This is a genomic window from Mycobacterium kansasii ATCC 12478 (assembly GCF_000157895.3).
Taxonomy (GTDB): Bacteria; Actinomycetota; Actinomycetes; order Mycobacteriales; family Mycobacteriaceae; genus Mycobacterium; species Mycobacterium kansasii.
Genome location: NC_022663.1, coordinates 3,409,926 through 3,429,474, shown reverse-complemented (window position 1 = coordinate 3,429,474; position 19,549 = coordinate 3,409,926). Strand labels below are relative to the sequence as shown.

The 19,549-nt window shown below is 68.4% G+C and carries 14 protein-coding genes; 8 read left to right on the top strand and 6 right to left on the bottom strand.

The features are described 5' to 3' along the window. Window positions 1-125: 125 nt before the first annotated feature. Window positions 126-524 carry a nuclear transport factor 2 family protein gene (locus tag MKAN_RS14970; protein ID WP_023369367.1) on the top strand — a complete coding sequence of 133 codons (399 nt, stop codon included), beginning with the start codon at window positions 126-128 and terminating at the stop codon, window positions 522-524. On the opposite strand, the gene MKAN_RS14965 is transcribed toward MKAN_RS14970, so the two are convergent. After that, entirely contained in the window at window positions 521-2,119 is a 1,599-nt protein-coding gene (locus tag MKAN_RS14965; RefSeq protein WP_023369365.1) for a PE family protein, read from the bottom strand. The two genes, MKAN_RS14970 and MKAN_RS14965, sit on opposite strands and share 4 nt — an antisense overlap. A gap of 234 nt (window positions 2,120-2,353) precedes the next feature. Here MKAN_RS14965 and MKAN_RS14960 point away from each other — a divergent pair, with 234 nt between their 5' ends. Both MKAN_RS14960 and MKAN_RS14955 read left to right on the top strand, forming a co-directional pair. Then, window positions 2,354-2,587 (top strand): hypothetical protein, encoded by a 234-nt coding sequence (locus MKAN_RS14960; protein ID WP_036394890.1) that lies wholly within the window; start codon window positions 2,354-2,356, stop codon window positions 2,585-2,587. A gap of 350 nt (window positions 2,588-2,937) precedes the next feature. After that, window positions 2,938-7,761: a cation-translocating P-type ATPase gene (locus tag MKAN_RS14955; protein WP_036394888.1), complete on the top strand. Its 4,824-nt coding sequence runs from the start codon at window positions 2,938-2,940 to the stop codon at window positions 7,759-7,761. On the opposite strand, the gene MKAN_RS14950 is transcribed toward MKAN_RS14955, so the two are convergent. The 3 genes from MKAN_RS14950 to MKAN_RS14940 all read right to left on the bottom strand — a co-directional run bounded on the left by MKAN_RS14950 (window position 7,752) and on the right by MKAN_RS14940 (window position 11,297). Next, a complete protein-coding gene (locus tag MKAN_RS14950; RefSeq protein WP_036395024.1) occupies window positions 7,752-9,338 on the bottom strand; it encodes an AMP-binding protein in 1,587 nt (528 codons plus the stop codon). The genes MKAN_RS14955 and MKAN_RS14950 overlap by 10 nt on opposite strands. 2 nt (window positions 9,339-9,340) lie before the next feature. Beyond that, window positions 9,341-10,249: an SDR family NAD(P)-dependent oxidoreductase gene (locus MKAN_RS14945; protein ID WP_023369357.1), complete on the bottom strand. Its 909-nt coding sequence runs from the start codon at window positions 10,247-10,249 to the stop codon at window positions 9,341-9,343. Window positions 10,250-10,349: 100 nt separating this feature from the next. Continuing rightward, complete coding sequence (locus MKAN_RS14940) at window positions 10,350-11,297, bottom strand: oxygenase MpaB family protein (protein WP_023369355.1); 948 nt, start codon at window positions 11,295-11,297, stop codon at window positions 10,350-10,352. Window positions 11,298-11,468: 171 nt separating this feature from the next. Here MKAN_RS14940 and MKAN_RS14935 point away from each other — a divergent pair, with 171 nt between their 5' ends. The 4 genes from MKAN_RS14935 to MKAN_RS14920 all read left to right on the top strand — a co-directional run bounded on the left by MKAN_RS14935 (window position 11,469) and on the right by MKAN_RS14920 (window position 16,020). Further along, window positions 11,469-12,074 (top strand): TetR/AcrR family transcriptional regulator, encoded by a 606-nt coding sequence (locus tag MKAN_RS14935; RefSeq protein ID WP_036394884.1) that lies wholly within the window; start codon window positions 11,469-11,471, stop codon window positions 12,072-12,074. A 2-nt stretch (window positions 12,075-12,076) separates the two neighbouring features. Continuing rightward, complete coding sequence (locus MKAN_RS14930) at window positions 12,077-13,459, top strand: adenylate/guanylate cyclase domain-containing protein (RefSeq protein WP_036394881.1); 1,383 nt, start codon at window positions 12,077-12,079, stop codon at window positions 13,457-13,459. A 90-nt stretch (window positions 13,460-13,549) separates the two neighbouring features. Further along, on the top strand, window positions 13,550-15,796 hold the full coding sequence (locus MKAN_RS14925; protein ID WP_023369349.1) for a heavy metal translocating P-type ATPase: 2,247 nt from the start codon (window positions 13,550-13,552) through the stop codon (window positions 15,794-15,796). Continuing rightward, entirely contained in the window at window positions 15,796-16,020 is a 225-nt protein-coding gene (locus tag MKAN_RS14920) for a heavy-metal-associated domain-containing protein (RefSeq protein WP_036394879.1), read from the top strand. Before MKAN_RS14925 ends, MKAN_RS14920 begins: the two co-directional genes overlap by 1 nt. Window positions 16,021-16,289: 269 nt before the next feature. Here the strand turns inward: MKAN_RS14920 and MKAN_RS14915 are convergent, their stop codons facing one another. Both MKAN_RS14915 and MKAN_RS14910 read right to left on the bottom strand, forming a co-directional pair. Further along, the gene (locus tag MKAN_RS14915) at window positions 16,290-16,934 is read right to left on the bottom strand and encodes a TetR/AcrR family transcriptional regulator (RefSeq protein ID WP_023369346.1); all 645 of its coding nucleotides are present in this window, start codon (window positions 16,932-16,934) and stop codon (window positions 16,290-16,292) included. 78 nt (window positions 16,935-17,012) lie between these two features. Further along, entirely contained in the window at window positions 17,013-18,119 is a 1,107-nt protein-coding gene (locus MKAN_RS14910) for an NAD-dependent epimerase/dehydratase family protein (protein ID WP_080674245.1), read from the bottom strand. Window positions 18,120-18,479: 360 nt separating this feature from the next. Between MKAN_RS14910 and MKAN_RS14905 the strand changes: the two genes are divergently transcribed. Further along, window positions 18,480-19,547 carry a PrpF domain-containing protein gene (locus tag MKAN_RS14905; RefSeq protein WP_023369341.1) on the top strand — a complete coding sequence of 356 codons (1,068 nt, stop codon included), beginning with the start codon at window positions 18,480-18,482 and terminating at the stop codon, window positions 19,545-19,547. The last annotated feature ends 2 nt before the right edge of the window (window positions 19,548-19,549 follow it).

Here is a 19,549-nt window from a genome sequence, read left to right as displayed (position 1 = left end):
GTCGCCACCGCCGGGGCGGCGGGTTGCCGAACGCATATCTCTTGGCGCTCTTAGTCTTGCTTGGTCCTGGTGGCTTGGTCTTTGGCCTTCTTGGAATCCGCCGCGTTGCCGTACTGTGATTTCCCGTGGAGTCCCCGGCGTCGGGCGCCGGCGTTGTCGAGCGCTACCTGACCTGCCTGGCTGACCATGATTGGGACGGCCTGGCCGCCACCATCGCCGACGACGGCCTGACGCGGGAGGGCCCGTTCTGCGATGTCATCGAGGGCAAACAGCACTATGTCGGCTACCTGCGTAAGGTGCTCACCGATCTCAAAGACCACCGGCTGCGGGTACAACGGGTCGCTAAGGTGGACGCGCGGCTGTCCTACGTCGAGTTGACCGAATCCTTCGAGATCGACGGCGCGCCCGCCGAATGGCCCGAATGCATCCTCTTCGAGCAGAACGACTCCGGCCTGATCTGCCGCGTCAGCGTGTTCTTCAAGCAACGCCGGGCTGACGCCGAAACCCCCACCGGCGCCGGCTAGCTCGCCCCCGAGGCACCGTCGGAGCCGAACAGGGTGCCGCCCGTGCCGCCGGCCCCTCCAGGCCCGCCGAAAATGCCGTCCCCACCGTCACCACCATCGCCGATCCAACGGGCGTTGCCGCCGTTACCACCGGCGGCCGGCTGTCCGATGCTGGTGCCGGCGACACCGCCGGCGCCGCCGCTGCCGATCAATCCGCCGAAGCCGCCGTCACCCCCGTCGCCACCGTTGGTGCCGCCGATACCGAAACCACCGGTACCACCGGTCCCGCCCTGGCCGAACAGCCCGATCGCGTTGCCACCGTTGCCGCCCTTGGCGCCCGGGACGCCCATGCCGCCCATGCCGCCGTTGCCGCCGTTGCCGATGACGATGCCGCCGTTACCGCCGATACCGCCGGCCGAGGAGGTGGTGCCGTATTGGCCATCGCCGCCGACGCCGCCGTTGCCGAAGAATCCGGCGTCGCCGCCCTTACCGCCGAGGCCACCGGCTAAACCGCCCCGTCCGCCGTCACCGCCGGCACCGCCGTCGCCGAACGTGCCGCCCCGGCCGCCGTGGCCGCCGCCACCACCAGTTCCGCCGGCGTTGCCCGCAACGCCGCCAAGCCCGCCGGCGCCGCCGGTTCCTATGACACCGCCGTTGCCGCCGTCGCCGCCATCACCGCCGTCGCCATTGCTGCCGAAGCCACCGGCCCCGCCGCCACCGCCGTCACCCACCAGCCCGCCGATGCCACCGGCACCGCCATGCCCGCCGGTATCGTCGCCGATGCCGCCGTCACCGCCAGCGCCACCGAATCCGAACATCCCGGCATCGCCACCGCTACCCCCTTTGCCGCCATCGCCGCCGGAAGGACTTGGCCCACTCACCCCGCCCGTACCACCGGGGCCACCGTTGCCGAACAGCCCGACGGCGTTACCGCCGTCACCGCCCGGCCCGCCATTGGCGTCCACGGCCAGCGCGCCCACGCCGCCCGGCCCTCCGCCACCACCGTTGCCGATCAGCCACCCGCCGCTGCCGCCCGCCCCGCCGGCTTTGCCGACCACCGAGGTGGGGGTGCCCGGGCCGCCCGCCCCGCCCGCCCCACCGTTGCCGATCAGTCCCGCCGAACCGCCGTTGCCGCCAAGCTGGCCCGGTCCGCCGGAGCCCCCGTTGCCGCCGTTGCCGTACAGCAGGCCACCCGGCCCGCCGTCCTGGCCGGTGTTGGGCAGCCCGTTGGTGCCATTGCCGATCAGCGGGCGGCCCAACAGGGCCTGGGTGGGCGCATTGACCGCATTGAGCACGTTCTGCTCCACGGTCTGCAATACCTGAAGGGGCGACGCGTTGGCCGCCTCGGCCCCCGCATAGGAGTTCGCGCCCGCGTCGAGCGCCCGGGCAAACTGGTCGTGAAAAGCCACCGCCCGGACACTCAATGCCTGATATGCCTGCGCGTGCGCGTCGAACAGCGCGGCGATGACTGCCGACACCTCGTCGGCACCGGCGGCCAAGACACCTGTGGTCGGGATCGCGGCGGCAGCGGTGGCCGAGCTGATCGCGGCGCGAATGCTCGCGAGATCCGCCGCGGCTGCCGCAACCATTTCGGGCGACGCGATCACAAATACCATCGCTCACATCTCCGATCGAGGCAGTGCCGAGAAGCCGGCAGGAATTGAGCGTAACGACGATCCGGCATCCGCCGGGAAGGAATGTTCCGCTCCAGCCGATATAAACATGGTCCTTCGGTTAACCGTAACCAGGGGCTCAAGACCTGCCGCCGGCCCGGCACCCGGCCGGGTCTCGACGTCGCTCGAGCATTCGGGGTGTTCCCTGGTGCACTGAATTGCCTTACTGTGTGTTCCGTGGAGTCACACGGAACCCCTGAATTGGTGGCCGTCGAAAATTTGCACTCGGGTGACCCGATCACCGATATCAACGGTGGTGGTCAAAGGTACATAGTTCTCGAATCGAAGACCGTCAGTGATGGCTGTGTGGTGCTCGAGCTCGAGTCCAGGGTGGACCATCGATTGCAGGTCATCGAAAAGTCCTTTCCCACCGGCTACCACGTTGGCCGGGCGAACCACCGCATTCTGTAGACGAAATTCAACCGCGAATATCTGTTCCGGGTAGCCCCGTCACCGGCGACCGGTTGACACAGCTCTCGCGGGCGCGGCCACGGTAATGTGCTGCGGGGCTCGTTCCGTGCATATCCTGACCCTGGGTGCCACCGGGATCGCCGCGATGACCGTCTTTCTCGATCCGAGCCTGTTTAGCTCATTCGGTTTGCCGTCAACTCGGTAGCCGGGCCCACCGCACGCCGTGTGGACAGGTCGTCGACACGCCGCGAGTATTAGGGCGCGGTAAGCCGCGGCAGGCCCCGGCAAGGCCCCGGCAAGGCCCCGGTAAGGCCCCTGTAAAGCCGAGGTAAGCACTGAGAGGTGGCGGAATGAGGGTTCCGGGTGTGGCCGACGTCGTCGGCGGGATCACCGGAGGGGCCGCACAGGCCGTGCGGGCCGGGGTGAGTGGTGTGGCCAGCGCTGCGGGTGCGGTGGAGATGCTGGCCAGCCCGATGCTGGAGCTGATCGTTCCGGTGGTGGAGGCCGCGGCTCAGTCGACCGGACATGCGCTCGGGATGACGAATGCGGCTACCGAACGGGCCGGGCGCCTCGCGCCGCCGATGCGTTGGCATAGCGGGCGTCGAGTTCACCTGGACCTCGATCCATTGCTGCCGTTTCCCCGATGGCACGAGCATGCGGCGGTGCTCGAGGAGCCGGTTCGCCGGATTCCGGGAGTCGCCAAGGCCCATGTGGAAGGCGCATTGGGCCGCTTGGTGCTCGAAATCGCGGCCGATGCCGACAGCGACGCCGTCGTGGACGAGGTGCGCGAAACGGTGTGTGCCGTCGCTGCGGACCTCACCTCCACCGTGTCGGCACCGCGGACCGCGCCCTTCGCCGACCCGGGAAACCCACTGGCCATTCTGGTGCCGTTGACCGCGGCGGCGATGGACGTGGTAGCGCTCGGGGCGTCGGTGACCGGCTGGTTCACCCGGCTGCCCGTCGCGCCGCGAAGTGCGCGCGCGGCGGCCGCGCTGCTGAACAACCAGCCTCGCGTGGTGGCGGTGCTGGAGTCCCGGCTGGGCCGGGTCGGCACCGACCTTGCCCTCAGCGCCTCGACGGCCGTGGCGTCCGGGTTGAGCCAATCGGTCGGCACCCCGCTGCTGAACCTGGCCCAGCGCGGCCTGCAGCTGTCCGAGGCCGCAGCGCATCGCCAACGATGGCGCGCCCGCGAGCCCGAGCTCGCCTCGCCCGACCGGCCCCAGGCGCCGGTGGTCCCGGTCATCTCGTCGGCGGGTCCGGATTCGCATGCGCCCCGGCACAACTGGGCGGCCACGGCCGCCGGCGACGCCTCGCACATCGTGGTCGACGGGGCGATCGACGCCGCGATCGACACCGCCAAGGGTTCGATGGCCGGGCCGGTCGAGACTTACGTGGACCAAGCCGCCAACGGCTCGGCGGTGGCAGCGGTGGGCGCGCTGCTGGCCGGCGGCGGACCCGCCGAGGCCGGCGAGGCCATCCTGGCCGGAGTGCCGAAGGCGGCCCACCTGGGTCGGCAGTCGTTCGCCACGATCCTGGGTCGCGGCCTGGCCAACTCCGGGCAACTGATCCTCGACCCGGGCGCGTTGCGGCGGCTCGATCGGGTGAAAGTCGTCGTCATCGACGGCGCCGCGCTACGCGGTGATCACCGTGCCGTCTTGCGGGCGCGCGGGGACGAGCCCGGCTGGGATGACGACCGCGTCTACGAGGTTGCCGACGCGCTGCTGCACGGCGAGGAGGCACCAGAGCCCGACCCCGACGAATTGCCCGCAACGGGCGCACGGTTGAAATGGGTTCGGGCACAAGGGTCCTCGGCGGCTCCGGCGCAGGGCCTCGAGCGTGCCGACCTGATTGTCGACGGCGAGGCCGTGGGCAGCGTCGACGTCGGATGGGAGGTCGACCCCTACGCGATCGCGTTGCTGCAGACCGCACACCGAACCGGAGCGCGGGTGGTCTTGCGCCATGTCGCCGGCACCGAGGACTTGGCCGCCAGCGTCGGCGCGACGCATCCGCCCGGTACGCCACTGCTGAGGTTGGTGCGCGAACTGCGGGCGGATCGTGGCCCGGTGCTGCTGATCACCGCGTTGCACCGGGATTTCGCCTCCACCGATACGTTGGCCGCGCTGGCCATCGCCGACATCGGGGTGGCCCTCGACGATCCCCGCGCGGCCACGCCGTGGACGGCGGACATCATCACCGGCACCGATCTCGCCGCCGCGGTGCGAATCCTGTCGGCGCTGCCGGTGGCGCGGTCGGCCAGCGAATCCGCGGTGCGCCTCGCTCAGGGCGGCACCACCCTGGCCGGCCTGCTGCTGGTCACCGGTGATCCGCGGCGGACCACCAATCCGCTCTCGTTGCGACGCTGGTTCAACCCCGTCAATGCCGCTGCCGCAACCGCTTTGGTGTCGGGCGCGTTCTCGGCCGGCAAGGTGCTGCGGCTGCCCGATCCCGCCCCGCAACCGCTGACCGCCTGGCACGCCCTGGACCCCGAGATCGTCTATTCGCGCCTGGCCGGCGGATCCCGGCCGTTGGCGGACGAGCCGGGGACCCCGGAATGGCGGCGTCGTCTCGACGACCTCTCTTACACCCCGGTGCTGGCGCCGCTGCGCAAACCGGCGCGGAACCTGGTGAAGCTGGCGGCCGCCACCCGGCACGAGCTCGCCGATCCGCTGACTCCGATCCTGGCCGTCGGCGCGGCGGCCTCGGCGATCGTCGGCAGCAACGTCGATGCACTGCTGGTCGCGGGCGTGATGACGATCAACGCGATCACCGGTGGGGCGCAACGGTTGCGGGCCGAGGCGGCGGCCGCCGAGCTGTTCGCCGAGCAGGACCAGTTGGTGCGCCGCGTCGTCGTCCCGGCGGTCGCGACCACCCGGCGCCGGCTGGAGGCGGCCCGCAACGCCACCCGCACCGTCACGGTGTCGGCGAAATCGCTGCGCGCCGGCGATGTCATCGACCTGGCCGCACCGGAGGTGGTTCCGGCCGACGCCCGAGTCTTGGTCGCCGAGGACCTCGAGGTCGACGAGTCCCTGCTCACCGGTGAGTCGCTGCCGGTGGGAAAGCAGGTGGAGCCGGTAGCCGTCAACGACGGCGAGCGGGCCAGCATGCTGTTCGAGGGCAGCACCATCGTGGCCGGTCGCGCCCGGGCCATCGTCGTGGCCACCGGCGTCGGTACCGCGGCACACCGCGCCATCTCGGCGGTCGCCGATGTCGAGACCTCGGCCGGGGTGCAGGCCCGGCTGCGGGATCTCACCAGCAAGGTCCTGCCGCTGACGCTCGCCGGCGGCGCCGCGGTGACCGGCTTGGCGCTGCTGCGGCGAGCTTCACTGCGTCAGGCGGTCGCCGACGGCGTCGCCATCGCGGTCGCCGCAGTTCCCGAAGGCTTGCCGTTGGTCGCCACCCTGTCCCAGCTGGCCGCCGCGCAGCGACTGACCGCGCGCGGTGCGCTGGTGCGCGCCCCGCGCACCATCGAAGCGCTGGGCCGAGTCGACACCATCTGCTTCGACAAGACCGGCACGCTGACCGAGAACCGGCTGCGGGTGGTGTGCGCCCTGCCAAGCTCGGCCACCCCGGAACAGCCATATCCCGACGATCCGCGCTCGGCGGCGGTGCTGCGGGCCGCCGCACGCGCCTCCACCCAGCCCCACGACGGACAAGGACATGCCCACGCCACCGATGAGGCGATCCTGGTTGCAGCGAATTCTCTTGATGGCCAAGGTGATTCGGAGTGGACCTTGGTGGCCGAGGTTCCCTTCGAATCCAGTCGGGGCTACGCGGCCGCTATCGGCAGGACGGGCGGGGACGACGCCACGCCGGTGCTGATGCTCAAGGGCGCCCCGGAGACGATACTGCCGCGCTGCCGGTTCGCCGACCCCGACGCCGACCTGGCACATGCCGAGTCGCTGGTGCACAGCCTCGCCGAGCAGGGCTTGCGGGTGCTGGCGGTCGCCCAGCGTCCCTGGGTGCATGACACCGCCGACGATGACGACACCGACGCGGACGCCGTCGACGCCGCGGCCCACGATCTGGAACTGCTGGGCTATGTCGGTCTGGCCGACACGGCGCGCCCCTCGGCGCGGCCGTTGATCGAGGCGCTGCTGGATGCCGAGCGGCACGTGGTGCTGATCACCGGCGACCATCCGGTCACCGCGCGGGCGATCGCACGTCAGCTGGGCCTGCCGCCGGACGTGCGGGTCGTGACCGGAGCCGAACTGGCCAACCTCGACGAGGACGGCTGCGCCAAAATCGCCGCCGACGTGCCAGTATTCGCCCGGGTCAGCCCGGAGCAGAAGGTACAGATTGTCGCCGCCCTGCAACGCTGCGGACGGGTGACCGCGATGGTCGGCGACGGCGCCAACGACGCCGCCGCCATCCGGATGGCCGACGTGGGTATCGGGGTGAGCGGTCGCGGTTCGTCGGCCGCCCGCGGTGCAGCCGACATCGTCTTGACCGACGACGATCTCAGCGCACTGCTCGACGCGCTGGTCGAGGGCCGCAGCATGTGGGCCGGGGTGCGCGACGCGGTCACCATCCTGGTCGGCGGCAACGTGGGCGAGGTGCTGTTCACCATCATCGGGACCGCGTTCGGGGCCGGCCGCGCGCCGGTGGGGACCCGCCAGCTGCTGCTGGTCAACCTGCTCACCGACATGTTCCCGGCCCTTGCCGTGGCCGTCACGTCGCAGTATGCCGCACCCGACGAGGCCGAATACGAGTCCGAGGAAGAGGCCGAGGAGGCCCGTCGCGCCCACCGTCGGGCGGTGCTGACCGGCCCGACGCCCTCCCTCGACGCGCCGCTGATGCGTCAGATCGTCACCCGCGGCGCGGTCACGGCGGCCGGTGCGACGGCGGCCTGGGCCATCGGCCGCTGGACACCGGGAACCGAACGCCGTACCTCGACAATGGGATTGACCGCGCTGGTGACCACCCAGTTGGCGCAGACTCTACTGACCCGGCGGCACAGCCCCCTGGTCGTGGCGACCGCGCTAGGCAGCGCGGCCGTCTTGGTGGGCATCATCCAAACCCCGGTTGTCAGCCACTTTTTCGGATGCACACCGCTGGGGCCGGTCGCCTGGACGGGTGTGTTCGGCGCCACCGCCGGAGCCACCGTGGTTTCGGTCCTGGCGCCGAAGTGGTTGGCCAGCACCATCGGCCTGGCACCCGACGACGATCAGGAGTGAGATTCCGGGGCCGCAAGGGCCAGTAGCTCCCTGCGCAGCACCTTGCCCGTCGAGTTGCGCGGGATAGCGCTGACGATGTGGATGTCTCTGGGCTGCTCGAATCGGGATACCTTGCCCTTCACGTACTCTCGGATTTCCTCGGGGTCGAGGTCGCAGTCGGGACGGGCAACGATGAACGCGGCCAATCGATTACCGAACCGTTCGTCGGGAACGCCGATGACAGCGTTCTCGGCGACGCCGGGGTGTTGGGCGAGCGCATTTTCCAGAGCACGCGGGTAGACGTTCTCACCGCCCGAGACGATCATGTCGTCTTCCCGCCCGACGATGTAGAGCCGGCCGGACCCGTCGAGATAACCCATGTCGCCGGTGCTGGCCATGCCGTCGATGACGGCTTTGCCGCCGCCGCCGGTATAGCCGTCGGAGTTCAGTTCGCCTCCGACGAAGATGCGCCCGGTGACCCGCGGACCGACGGGCCTGCCGTTGCGGTCGAAAATGCGGATCGGGCAGCCCGCAACGGGCCTGCCCACCGTTTCCGGGGCGACCCGCAAGTCGGCTGGCGTGGCCAGGGATCCGATGCCGACCTCGGTGGAGCCGTACAGGTTGTAGAGGATGTCGCCGTAGGTATCCATGAACCGTCGCGCCAGGCCCGGATCGAGCCGGTCTCCACTGGAGATCACCACCCGCAGGCACGGAACCGGGTTCCGCGCCCGCACCCGCTGGGGCAGATCCAGGATGCGGGCCAGCATGACCGGCACCGCGCTCAGCGCGTCGGCCCGGTGCAGCGACGCTTGCGCCAGCGCGGCTTCGGCATCGAAGCGCCGCCGGGTCAGTACCGTGCCGCCGAGGCCGATGGTCAGCGTGAGCATGCCGAAGCCCAGGCCGTGAAACATCGGCGTGGCCAAGGCCATTCGCGAGCCGACATGCAGGCGGGTGCGCTCGAGAATTGTCACACCGACCCCCACGCCGGAACTCACCTTGGGGGTGCGCGGCACCCCCTTGGGCACGCCCGTGGTACCCGAAGTCAACAGGATGATCCGGCCCGAAGCGACAACCTCGGGCCGGACACCACCGCGCGTGGTGGTGACCGTCTGCGGATCGATTACCGTTGCCAACTCCCCGGTTTCGGCGACTTGATCGACGAATTCCTTGTCGCACAGGATTATTCGGACTTGGTGAGAATTCAGTGCGGCCGCCAGTGCAGTGCTGCGGAATTCGGTGTTCACCAAGACCACGTCAGCGCCCACCAGGCTCGCGGCGAACACCGCCGTGACGAAATTGCGGCCGTTGCGGCACATCACGCCCACCGCCTGGCCGGCCCCGGCGCCGGAATCCGAGAGTTCGTGGGCAATCGACTCGGTCATCGACTGCAGTTCGCGGTAACTCAGCGCGCCGTCGTCGTCGATGATCGCGGTCCGGTCCGGCCATCGCGCCGCGGCAACAGCGAGCAGGGTGTACAGATTCATGCCGCCCCGATACAGCTCGCGGACCAGTCGCAGCAGCGCGACCGGGGCCGGCGGACTGAGCAGTCCGGAAAACAGCACCGCCCGAGCCGCCGTGCTGACCACGCTGCCGACCATCGTCACCCTTCCGTCCGCGCCGAGCCGGCGAAGAACCGGCGGTGCCACAACCCTGCGGCGCGTTCGGCCGGTCCGGCCAGCAATACCGAGGCAATTTCGGCGGGCCAGAGCCAGGGTGGTTCGTTGGTTCGGGGCCGCTCGATGATCGCTTTGGCGATTGAGTCGGCGGCCTCATCGGGATACAGGCCGGGAAGTCGACCGAGGATGGGTGTGGGCTCGATCATCCGAGTGCGCACCAGCGCAAAGTAAACCGTCGTCACATCCACACCGTCGACGTGCAACTCCGGTGAAACGCTGCGCAGCCAGCGATCGAAGGCTCCCTTGGATGCCTGGTAGGCGCCCCATTGCGGGCCGGGCACCACGCGTACTCCGACGCTGGAGACGTTGACGATGTGCCCGCGGCCGGCCTCACGCATCGCCGGCAGCAGTCCCAGCAACAGCCAGATCGGCCCCAGATAATTGATGTCGATGGTGCGCTGGAAGTCGTGCGGCCGGTCGTACTGGTCGTGCAGCGACCGGCGCAGCGACTTGCCCGCGTTGCTCACCACGATGTCCAGCGGACCGTGGTTCTCGTTGATGTGCTTCGTCAGTACGCTGACCGCGGCCTCGTCGGCGAGATCGGCCGGATAGGCGATCGCTGCGCCGCCGCCGGCGTTGATGGCAGCCGCGACATCGTCGAGCCGGTCGGCCGATCGGGCCACGATCAGCACGGTCGCTCCGGCTGCGGCCAGTTTGCGGGCGGTCGCCTCGCCGATACCGTAGGACGCGCCGGTCACCAACACGGTCTTGCCGGAGACGGCGCCGCGCAGTTTGTCGGGATCCGATAGGCGTGCCGGGTTGGCCAGTCTGGTGCCGGCCTGTTCAAGCGCCTGTTCAAAGGCCTTGGTAACCGCCTGCGTTGCCAGACTCATCCGACCAGATCTCCCCGTTGCGTTTTCACTATCTTGCCTATCTTGGCAATCTTGGCGCACGGCCGCCATCGCGATGCAAGGGGCTCCCGTCTGCGTGGTTCTACCCTGTCCCACGGCGGTTGTGCAGTTTGCGCGGGTCGACGCCGCAACGAGCCCACGCGTCGGCTGCCCACGGCGCGTAGACCAACCGCAGCGGTAGCCGGTTGATCAGCGGATTCAGCGCCCGGACCAGCGCCGCGAACCGCCGGAATCGCTTCTCCTTCCTGGCATCCCAGTCCAGGTCGCACACGTCGCGCATTTGCGGCGGCAACGTCCCTACGATGACCAGCCGGGCGTAGGCGTTCAGTGGCGCGGACAAGACCTTCCAGATCGGGCCGGGAACCTTGCGTGGACCCGGTATCCCTTTGCGCAGGTAACCGGTGCCGTACCGGACCGTCTGGTGCGGGACGAACCGCTCGAGCATGCCCTCCCAGTAGGTGCAGAACTCGTCGTAGGTCTGCGGCTGGCCCCGATCGCTGACGCCGTAAAGGCGGTACCAGGTCTTGCTTTCCTCGAAGATCTGCTCCTTCTCCGCGCGCGACAGCCGTCGGATGAACATGTCCGCGGTGTAGAGGACCTGGTCAACGAAGGTGGCGTGCGCCCAATAGAACAACTCCGGGTTCAGCGCGTGATACCTCGAGCCGTCGCTGATGGTGCCCTTGATCGACTTGTGGAAGTCGCGCACCGTGCGGCCCCACGAATGGGGATCCTCGGAGTACACCGTTTTCATCAGCGGCGGTGCCGTCCGCCTGGCTCGGCCCAGGGTGTCGCTGAAAATCACCGAATGATCGAAGACCCCCTGCGCGAGCTGCTCGATACAGTTTTCGGTGCCCGCGACGCGCTGGAAGCCGAAGATCTGCGTGCGGTGATCCCCGTAGAACTTCCAGATCAGCGAATCCGGACCCAGCCGCGGCAAGGCGCTTTGGTCAGCGGGTTGCTCGACGAGCACCGGCAGCCCTTCCCGAACACCGGTGTCGAATCTCGCTCCAGCGGTCAATTCAGACGTCATCGAGCCTCCGCGCCGCCTCCCCGTGAAGCAGTGACACAATTCTGTTTCTTTGTATCAAAGCTAGCTGGGCGGCCAGATGCCGGCAATGCAGCGTCCAGATTGCCGTGAAGGTCGTGGATCACCAGAAGACCGCAGCCGTGGCAGCAATCTCGGCACCCCCGCAGAACTATCATGCAGTCCAGGATGGGCGCCGAAACGAGCACCGACAGGGCCGAGTCGATCACCGGCCTCGACCGAACCATCCTGGACACCGCGCGCACCGTGTTCGAAACCTACGGCCTGCGCCGGGCCAACATCGAAGACGTCGCGGCGCGCGCCGGAGTGAGCCGCAGCACCATCTATCGGCGCTTCCCCACCAAGGACGAACTCTTCGAACGTGTCGTGCGCCGCGAAGCCGAACTGTTCTTCACCACGCTCGACACCGCCACCGAAGGCCTCGATCCACAGCAGGCGGTGATCGAGGCGTTCGCGCTCGGGGTGCGGCTCATCGAAGATTCGCCGCTGTATGCGCGCATCGCCGAGAGCGAACCCGAACTGTTCGGCATGTTCTCCAGATCGCACGTCTTCCCGATCGGCCAATTCGCCGACAGGATCGCGCGCACCCTGCGGCGCTGCGGTGCCGACCTCCCCGACGCCGACCTCGCCGACGTCGCCGACATCCTGCTGCGCGTGGCCGTGGGCATCATCATGTTCCCCACCGACCGCCTCGACACCTCCGACGATGCGGCCGTCCGCGACTACGCCGCGCGCTATCTCGTCCCGATCGTCAGCGGGTAGCCGTGTCACAGGTGCCCCCCACTCCCAGGACCCGCTACGCCAGGTGCGGCGACCTGGACATCGCCTACCAGGTGCTCGGCGACGGTCCGATCGACCTGCTCGTCGTGCCGGGGCCGACCATTCCGGTCGACACGATCGACGCCGAGCCGTCGATGTACCGCTTCCACCGGCGACTGGCCTCGTTCAGCCGGGTGATCCGGTTCGACCATCGCGGGGTCGGCCTGTCGTCTCGCGTTCCGTCAGCGGAGCTGCTCGGTCCCAAGTTCTGGGCCGAGGACGCGGTCGCGGTCATGGATGCGGCGGGATGCGAGCGGGCCACGGTGTTCACCTCCGGCTTCACCGCGACGACGGCGCTGGTTCTGGCCGCCCGCTATCCCGAACGGGTGCAGAGCCTGGTGGTCGTCGATGGCTCGGCACGCACGATGCGCGCGCCCGACTACGAGATCGGAATCGACCCGAAGACGGCCGACCCGTTCCTTACCGTCGCGATAGAGCCGGATGCCGTCGAGCAGGGTTTTGATGTGCTGCGCATCCTTGCCCCCAGCGTGGCCAGGGACGACGCTTTCCGCTCCTGGTGGGATCTCGCCGGTAACCGCGCGGCATCGCCCAGCGCGGCTCGCGCGTTCAACAACGCCGTGCGAGATTCCGATGCGCGCGACTGCCTGCAGCACATCAGCGCGCCGACGCTGATCCTGCACCGGGGGCGCTCGAGATATGTTCCGGTCGAACACGGCCGTTACCTGGCCGCTCACATCGCCGGATCACGCTTCATCGAGCTACCCGGCTCCGATTCGCTGTACTGGGTCGGCGACACCGCGGCGCTGCTCGACGAGGTCGAGGAATTCATCACCGGAGTGCGCGGCTCGCTCACCGAGCGGGTGCTCACCACGATCATGTTCACCGACATCGTCGGCTCGACCCAGCGCGCGGCCGCCCTCGGTGACGACCGGTGGCGCGACCTGCTCGACAACCACGACAGCCTGGTCCGTCACGAAATCCAGCGATTCGGCGGTCATGAGGTGAACACCGCGGGCGACGGGTTTGTTGCGACGTTCAGCAGCCCCAGCGCCGCGATCGCCTGCGCGGCCGCCGTTGTCGACGCGGTCCGGGTGCTCGGCATCGAGGTCAGAGTCGGCATCCACGCCGGTGAGGTCGAGGTGCGTAGCGCTCTCAAAGGCGATCACGGCGACGTCGCGGGCATGGCCGTGCACATCGCCGCACGCGTCATGGCGCTCGCCCAACCCGGGGAGGTGCTGGTGTCCTCGACGGTGCGCGACATCGTTACCGGCTCCAAACACAGCTTCGCCGAGCGCGGTGAACACGAACTCAAAGGCGTGCCGGGCCGGTGGCGGCTGTACGCACTGGTCAACGAGCATTCCCGATAGCGGGAACCGATAGCCGCCGGTGTCCGACTTGTAGGCTGATACCAGCACTTTGGCCAATCCCAGCCAATCCGAGCCAATCCGAGGAGGGCCGTGGCGGCTCCAGTTGTGGGGGACTCCGACCTCGGCTCTGCGCAGGCGTCGCCGGCATATATCCAGCTCGATATTGCCGGAATGTCCTGCGCCGCCTGCGCGAGCCGGGTCGAAACGAAGCTGAACAAGGTTCCCGGGGTGCGGGCATCGGTCAACTTCGCCACCCGCGTCGCGACGATCGATGCCGTCGGCCTAGCGGCCGACGAGCTGTGCCAGGTGGTCGAAAGCGCCGGATACCACGCGGTCCCGCATGCGGAGTCGGCCACCGACGAGCGTGATCCCGACGCCGAGCATGCCCGCAAACTGTTATGGCGGCTGCTGGTGGCGGCGGTGCTCTTCGTGCCGCTGGCCGATCTGTCGACCATGTGCGCGCTCGTGCCCAGCGCCAGGTTCCCCGGCTGGGGATTTGTGCTGACCGCGCTGGCCGCCCCCATCGTGACGTGGGCCGCTTGGCCGTTCCACTCGGTAGCGCTGCGGAACGCGCGGCACCGGACGGCGTCGATGGAAACGCTCATCTCGGTGGGCATCACTGCGGCCACCGCCTGGTCGCTGTCGACCGTGTTCGTCGACAAGCATCCGCGGGAGAGCCGCGGAATCTGGCAGGCGATCCTCAACAGCGACTCCATCTATCTCGAGGTCGCCGCCGGGGTCACGGTCTTCGTCCTGGCCGGCCGGTACTTCGAGGCCCGGGCCAAATCCAAGGCCGGTAGCGCGTTGCGCGCGCTGGCTGCGCTGGGCGCCAAGGATGTGACGGTGCTGCTGCCCGACGGGGCCGAACTGGTGATCCCGGCGGGCGAACTCAAAAAGCAGCAGCGCTTCGTGACCCGTCCCGGCGAAACCATCGCCGCCGACGGGGTCGTCGCCGACGGCACCGCGGCAGTCGACATGAGCGCGATGACCGGCGAGGCCAAGCCGGTCCGGGCGGCCCCGGACTCCCCGGTCCTGGGCGGCACCGTCGTGCTGGACGGCCGCCTGGTCATCGAGGCCACCGCCGTGGGCGCGGACACCCAATTCGCCGCGATGGTTCGCCTGGTCGAGGAAGCACAGGCGCAGAAGGCCGGCGCCCAGCGCCTGGCCGACCGGATCTCCGCGGTGTTCGTGCCGGTCGTCTTTGCCATCGCGATAGTGGCCGGTGGGTGCTGGCTCCTCAGCGGCGCCGGGGCGGACCGGGCATTCTCGGTGACGCTCGGAGTACTGGTGATCGCCTGCCCGTGTGCGCTGGGGCTGGCGACGCCGACGGCGATGATGGTGGCCTCCGGCCGGGGTGCGCAGCTGGGAATTTTCATCAAGGGTTACCGGGCGCTGGAAACCATCCACGGTATCGACACCGTGGTGTTCGACAAGACCGGCACCTTGACCGTCGGCCAGTTGCGGGTGAGCACGGTGACGACGGCCGGCGGGCGCGATTCCGCGGAGGTCCTGGCGCTCGCCGCCGCCGTGGAAGCGGCTTCCGAGCATGCGGTGGCGACTGCTATCGTCGCGGCGTCGCCGGCCCCGGCTCCAGTCGCCGAGTTCGCCGCGGTTGCCGGATGCGGCGTGTCGGGAATTGTCGACGGCCACCACGTCGAAGTCGGCAAACCCTCCTGGATCACCCGCGACACACCGTCGGACGCCGCGCTGGACGGTGCCCGTCGCGAAGGCGAGTCACGCGGCGAGACAATAGTTTTCGTGTCGGTGGACGGCGTGGCCTGCGCCGCCGTCACGATTGCCGACACGGTCAAGGAGTCGGCGGCCGACGCGATCCGGGCACTGCGCGCCCGCGGGCTGCAGACCCTGCTGCTCACCGGCGACAATCGGGCCGTGGCCGACGCGGTCGCATCCCGGGTCGGCATCGACACCGCCATCGCCGATGTGCTGCCCGAAGGCAAAGTCAGCGTGATCCAGCGCCTGCGCGACGAGGGACATACCGTCGCCATGGTCGGCGACGGTATCAACGACGGTCCCGCCCTGGCGGGTGCCGACCTGGGGCTCGCGATCGGGCGCGGCACCGACGTCGCGATCGGTGCGGCCGACATCATCCTGGTCCGCGACGACCTGCACATCGTCCCGCAGTCACTGGATCTGGCGCGCGCCACCTTGCGGACCATCCGGATGAATATGGTCTGGGCGTTCGGCTACAACGTCGCCGCCATCCCGATCGCCGCCGCCGGCCTGCTCAACCCGCTGATCGCCGGTGCCGCAATGGCGTTCTCGTCGTTCTTTGTGGTGTCAAACAGCCTGCGGTTACGTAACTTTGGGAGTCAATGATGGCCGAACAGACCTTCTCCGTCGACGGACTGCGCTGTGCGGGGTGCGTCGACACCGTCACCAACGCACTGACGGCCCTGCAGCGCGTCAACTCCGTCGCCGTCGATCTGGATGCCGACGGCCCGTCGACAGTGCGGATTTCGGCCGATGTGGAACTCACCCGCGAGCAGGTGCAGGCGGCATTGGCGGGAAGTGGCGACTTTTCCGTCGTCGGCCCGTCTTAATCCGTCTTAGTCCCGTGCTGATCTCGTCACCGCACTGCACGGAGTCCTGGACCAAGCAATCGCATCTTTCACATGGACCCCAGGTGGAGGTCCACACGTGCTCACCGAGTCGGCTGTCATACCGCCGTTTCGAGTGTGCAGTGACGGCTTTGACTGTGTATGTAGGGCGGGAACATGCGCCGCGGCCCGCCCTGACGGCACCGTCGGCGCCGTCAGCGCACGCTCGGCGCCATCAGCCGCCGAACCAGCGCCGGCCACGGCAGCCGCGCTCATCGCGGAGGATGTACGGATTCCGTGCTGATCTCCAAAGCATCAGCAGCGGAACGGATTTCGGGTAATCGAGCGGGATCGGAGAGCAACGCGACCAAGGTGAACTCCACGATCTCAACGGGATCGACCGCGAGATCCGGGAACGTCACTGCGTCGAACATCGCCTCGATCAGCCTCGCTGCCGAAACCGGATTCAGTTCGCGCACATCGCCTTCGTCCTGTCCCGCCCGAATGAGATCCACGATCACCGGCTCGATCTTCGAAACCAGCGCCTGTTCGGCCGCGAAAGCGTCGTCCTGCTGCAGTTCCGGAGTGATGATGAGGGCGGCCAGTACGTTGGGCGAGCGATTCACATACTCGTAGGCCTCCTGGAGCCAACGGTGCAGCTTGACCACCGCCGGGGCGCGCACCGCCGCAAGCTCGTCGGCCACCGCCAGTGGACGCTCCAGAGCAAGCCGCACCAACGCCGCGAGGATGTCTTTCTTCGAGGAGAAGTGCTTGTAGAGGGCCGGTTGCTCGACGCCGACAGCGGCGGCGATCTCCCGGGTCGAGGTGGCGGAGTAGCCCCGCAACGAGATGAGCTCGGCGGCCGCGCGCAGGATACGGTCCGCCGTTGGGCTGCGTCGTGCGGCTTCCCCGGACATGCACCTAAGGTAAGCCATCAGCCACCAGCGCAGCTGTGCGGTTGCGGTACGACACGAGCAGCATCGCGGCCCGGCCTCTCAGGCTTCTGCCGCGAGCCGTTGCGCCGGATGCGACCGTGACCGCGGCACGGTCGCGGGATGTTGGTTACGGGGCGCGACACCGGCACACTGACCGCGGTGGCCCTTGGCAGGTCTATCGGTCCTGGTCGGGTGGAATACCCCGATGTGGTAGGAGCTGCTGGCATATTCCTTGGCACCCACTAGTTGCGACAGCGGCGTCCGGACCGGTTCGCCGTCGGCCACCCGGGCTGCGACGGCATTCAGATCGAAGCGTGGATTCCATCCCAGTTCCTGGCGGGCCCGGGTGTTGACGTACACGCGGTCCAGCCGATCGGGGAACCGCCAGCCACGTTCGGCCCATACCGCTGCGGCATCGGGCACCCGACGCGCCAGCACCGCGGCTGCGTCGGTTCGCAGCTCGGCCATGTCTTCCACAGCGAACGGCGTGGTGGCGGAGATGATGTACCGGGCGAATCCAAGGCTCGGTGCGAGCTGCGCCGCTCTCAGATGCGCGTCGACCGCGTCCTCGAGAGCGACGCGCCGGCACGCGTATTCGTTGGCCTTGATGTTGTCGTCGGTGCGTCCGTCGTAATCGTCGGGCATGTCATCGAACTCGGCGAAGAACCGCGCCACCCGGAGTACCACACAGGCCAGGCCGTCGTTGCGATGCGCCAGCTGGCACAGGTCTTCGGCGGCGGCCTTGGTCACGCCGTAGATGTTTTTCGGTATCGGCACTACCGATTCGTCGATCCAGGCCGCGGGCTCACCCGGCGGCGGCACCAGCGCGTCCCCGAAAACCGTTGTCGAAGAGGTCATCACGAAGGAGCGGACGTTCGCCGCGACCGCAGCTTCGAGCAGATGATGGGTACCGCTGATGTTCGTCTCCACAAATTCGTGACTCGGTACGAAAGCCAGCTGCGGCTTGTGCAGGGTAGCCGTGTGGAATACCACCTCCACGCCGGCCATCACCTCGCGCAGCAAACCCGGGTCAGTCACGGACCCAACAACATCGGTCCACTTCGACGGCCGGCTGTCCAGGCCGACGACGTCGGCTCCGCGCTGCCGCAGGGTGCGCACCAGGGCCTCGCCCAGGTGGCCGGAGCTGCCGGTCACCAGGGTGCGCATGTTGAGTTCCGGCGTCCCGGCCCGGGAGTTCGTTGTGATCGCGGCTTCGCGTTGCTGGTTATCAGTAGATAACATGCGCTAATGGTATCGGTTGATAACCGGTTGTCAAGACCCCTTTTGGCGAGGCTCCATGAGGTATCGGGCGTCCGCCCGCAGCACCGACATTCCGCGGTCGCCAGCCCTTGACTGCCCCAGCTATCAGTTGATAACTTCGGTTATCATTCGATAGCCGACGTCAACTGCACCGCCCTCACTGGCAGCGCCGGGCAGTTAGCCCGGCACTCCAAGGAGGGTCCAAAAGGGAATGTCTATGTCCGTGGTGAAACCCGAGCCGGCGATCCGGTGGGTGGCGGGCCCGAAATGATCTCGGTGCCAGCGATGTTGATGCGGGGCGGCACCTCCAAAGGGGTCTACCTGCTCAAGTCGGATCTCGATCGCGTCAGCGCAGACCCGAATGTGTTGCTGCCTGCCGTCCTGGGCTCGCCGGATCACCGGCAGATCGACGGACTCGGCGGTGGCAGCTCAACGACCAGCAAGGTCGCGATAGTGGGTCCGGCGACCCGTGCCAGCTGCGACATCGACTATCTCTTCGCGCAGGTGGATGTCGAATCCATGCGGGTGGATTGGACACCGACGTGCGGGAACATCCTCGCCGGGGTGGGGCCGTTCGCGATCGAGCGCGGACTTGTCGCAACGGTTGACGGTTACACCCCGATCCGGGTCCATCTGGTCAACACCGGCGCTACCGTGACGGTTTCGGTGCCCACCCCCGGAGGACAGGTTCGGTATGCCGGCGGATTCGAGATCAGCGGTGTGCCCGGGCGCGCGGCGGCGATCGACATGGTGTTCAGCGAGTTCTGCGGCGGGAGTACCGGCACATTGTTCCCGACGGGAAATCCCGTCGACGATGTCGACGGGGTCGCGGTCACCGCGATCGACGCCGGGGTGTGCGCCATCATCGCCCACGCGGAAGCGTTCGGAATCGCGGGCGACGAATCGCCGCAGCGGCTCACCGGCGAGCGCGAATTGCTGCGCGATATCGAATACGTCCGGCTGCGTGCCGCGCTCGCGATGGGGCTTGGCGACGTCACCGGACGCGTTCTGCCGAAGGTCATGCTGATCTCCAAGTCGCACCGTGGCGATATCCGGTCACGTTACTTCGTGCCGAGCAGCTGCCATCCAACCCACGCGGTTTCCGGGGCGTTATGCCTGGCGACGGCAGCAACCTTCTCCGACACGGTCGTCGCAAGATTTCTCCCCTACCCCTTCACCGCCGGGTCGTTGGTGATCGAACATCCGGCCGGCACGATAAGCGTGGAAGTCATCGGCGGCGGCCGGGCCGACGGGATTTCCGCGGTACTGCGCAGCACAGCGCGAAAGCTGTTCGACGGCACCGTGTTTGCCGATCTGGACAAGATGGCCGCCTGAAC

Coding starts and splice junctions, on each gene's coding strand:
- MKAN_RS14965 (WP_023369365.1), bottom strand. CDS start 2,119: ATGGTATTTGTGATCGCGTCGCCCGAAATGGTTGCGGCAGCCGCGGCG.
- MKAN_RS14935 (WP_036394884.1), top strand. CDS start 11,469: ATGCAGTCCAGGATGGGCGCCGAAACGAGCACCGACAGGGCCGAGTCG.
- MKAN_RS14910 (WP_080674245.1), bottom strand. CDS start 18,119: ATGCGCACCCTGGTGACCGGCAGCTCCGGCCACCTGGGCGAGGCCCTG.
- MKAN_RS14945 (WP_023369357.1), bottom strand. CDS start 10,249: ATGAGTCTGGCAACGCAGGCGGTTACCAAGGCCTTTGAACAGGCGCTT.
- MKAN_RS14940 (WP_023369355.1), bottom strand. CDS start 11,297: ATGACGTCTGAATTGACCGCTGGAGCGAGATTCGACACCGGTGTTCGG.
- MKAN_RS14915 (WP_023369346.1), bottom strand. CDS start 16,934: ATGTCCGGGGAAGCCGCACGACGCAGCCCAACGGCGGACCGTATCCTG.
- MKAN_RS14905 (WP_023369341.1), top strand. CDS start 18,480: ATGATCTCGGTGCCAGCGATGTTGATGCGGGGCGGCACCTCCAAAGGG.
- MKAN_RS14955 (WP_036394888.1), top strand. CDS start 2,938: ATGAGGGTTCCGGGTGTGGCCGACGTCGTCGGCGGGATCACCGGAGGG.
- MKAN_RS14920 (WP_036394879.1), top strand. CDS start 15,796: ATGGCCGAACAGACCTTCTCCGTCGACGGACTGCGCTGTGCGGGGTGC.
- MKAN_RS14950 (WP_036395024.1), bottom strand. CDS start 9,338: ATGGTCGGCAGCGTGGTCAGCACGGCGGCTCGGGCGGTGCTGTTTTCC.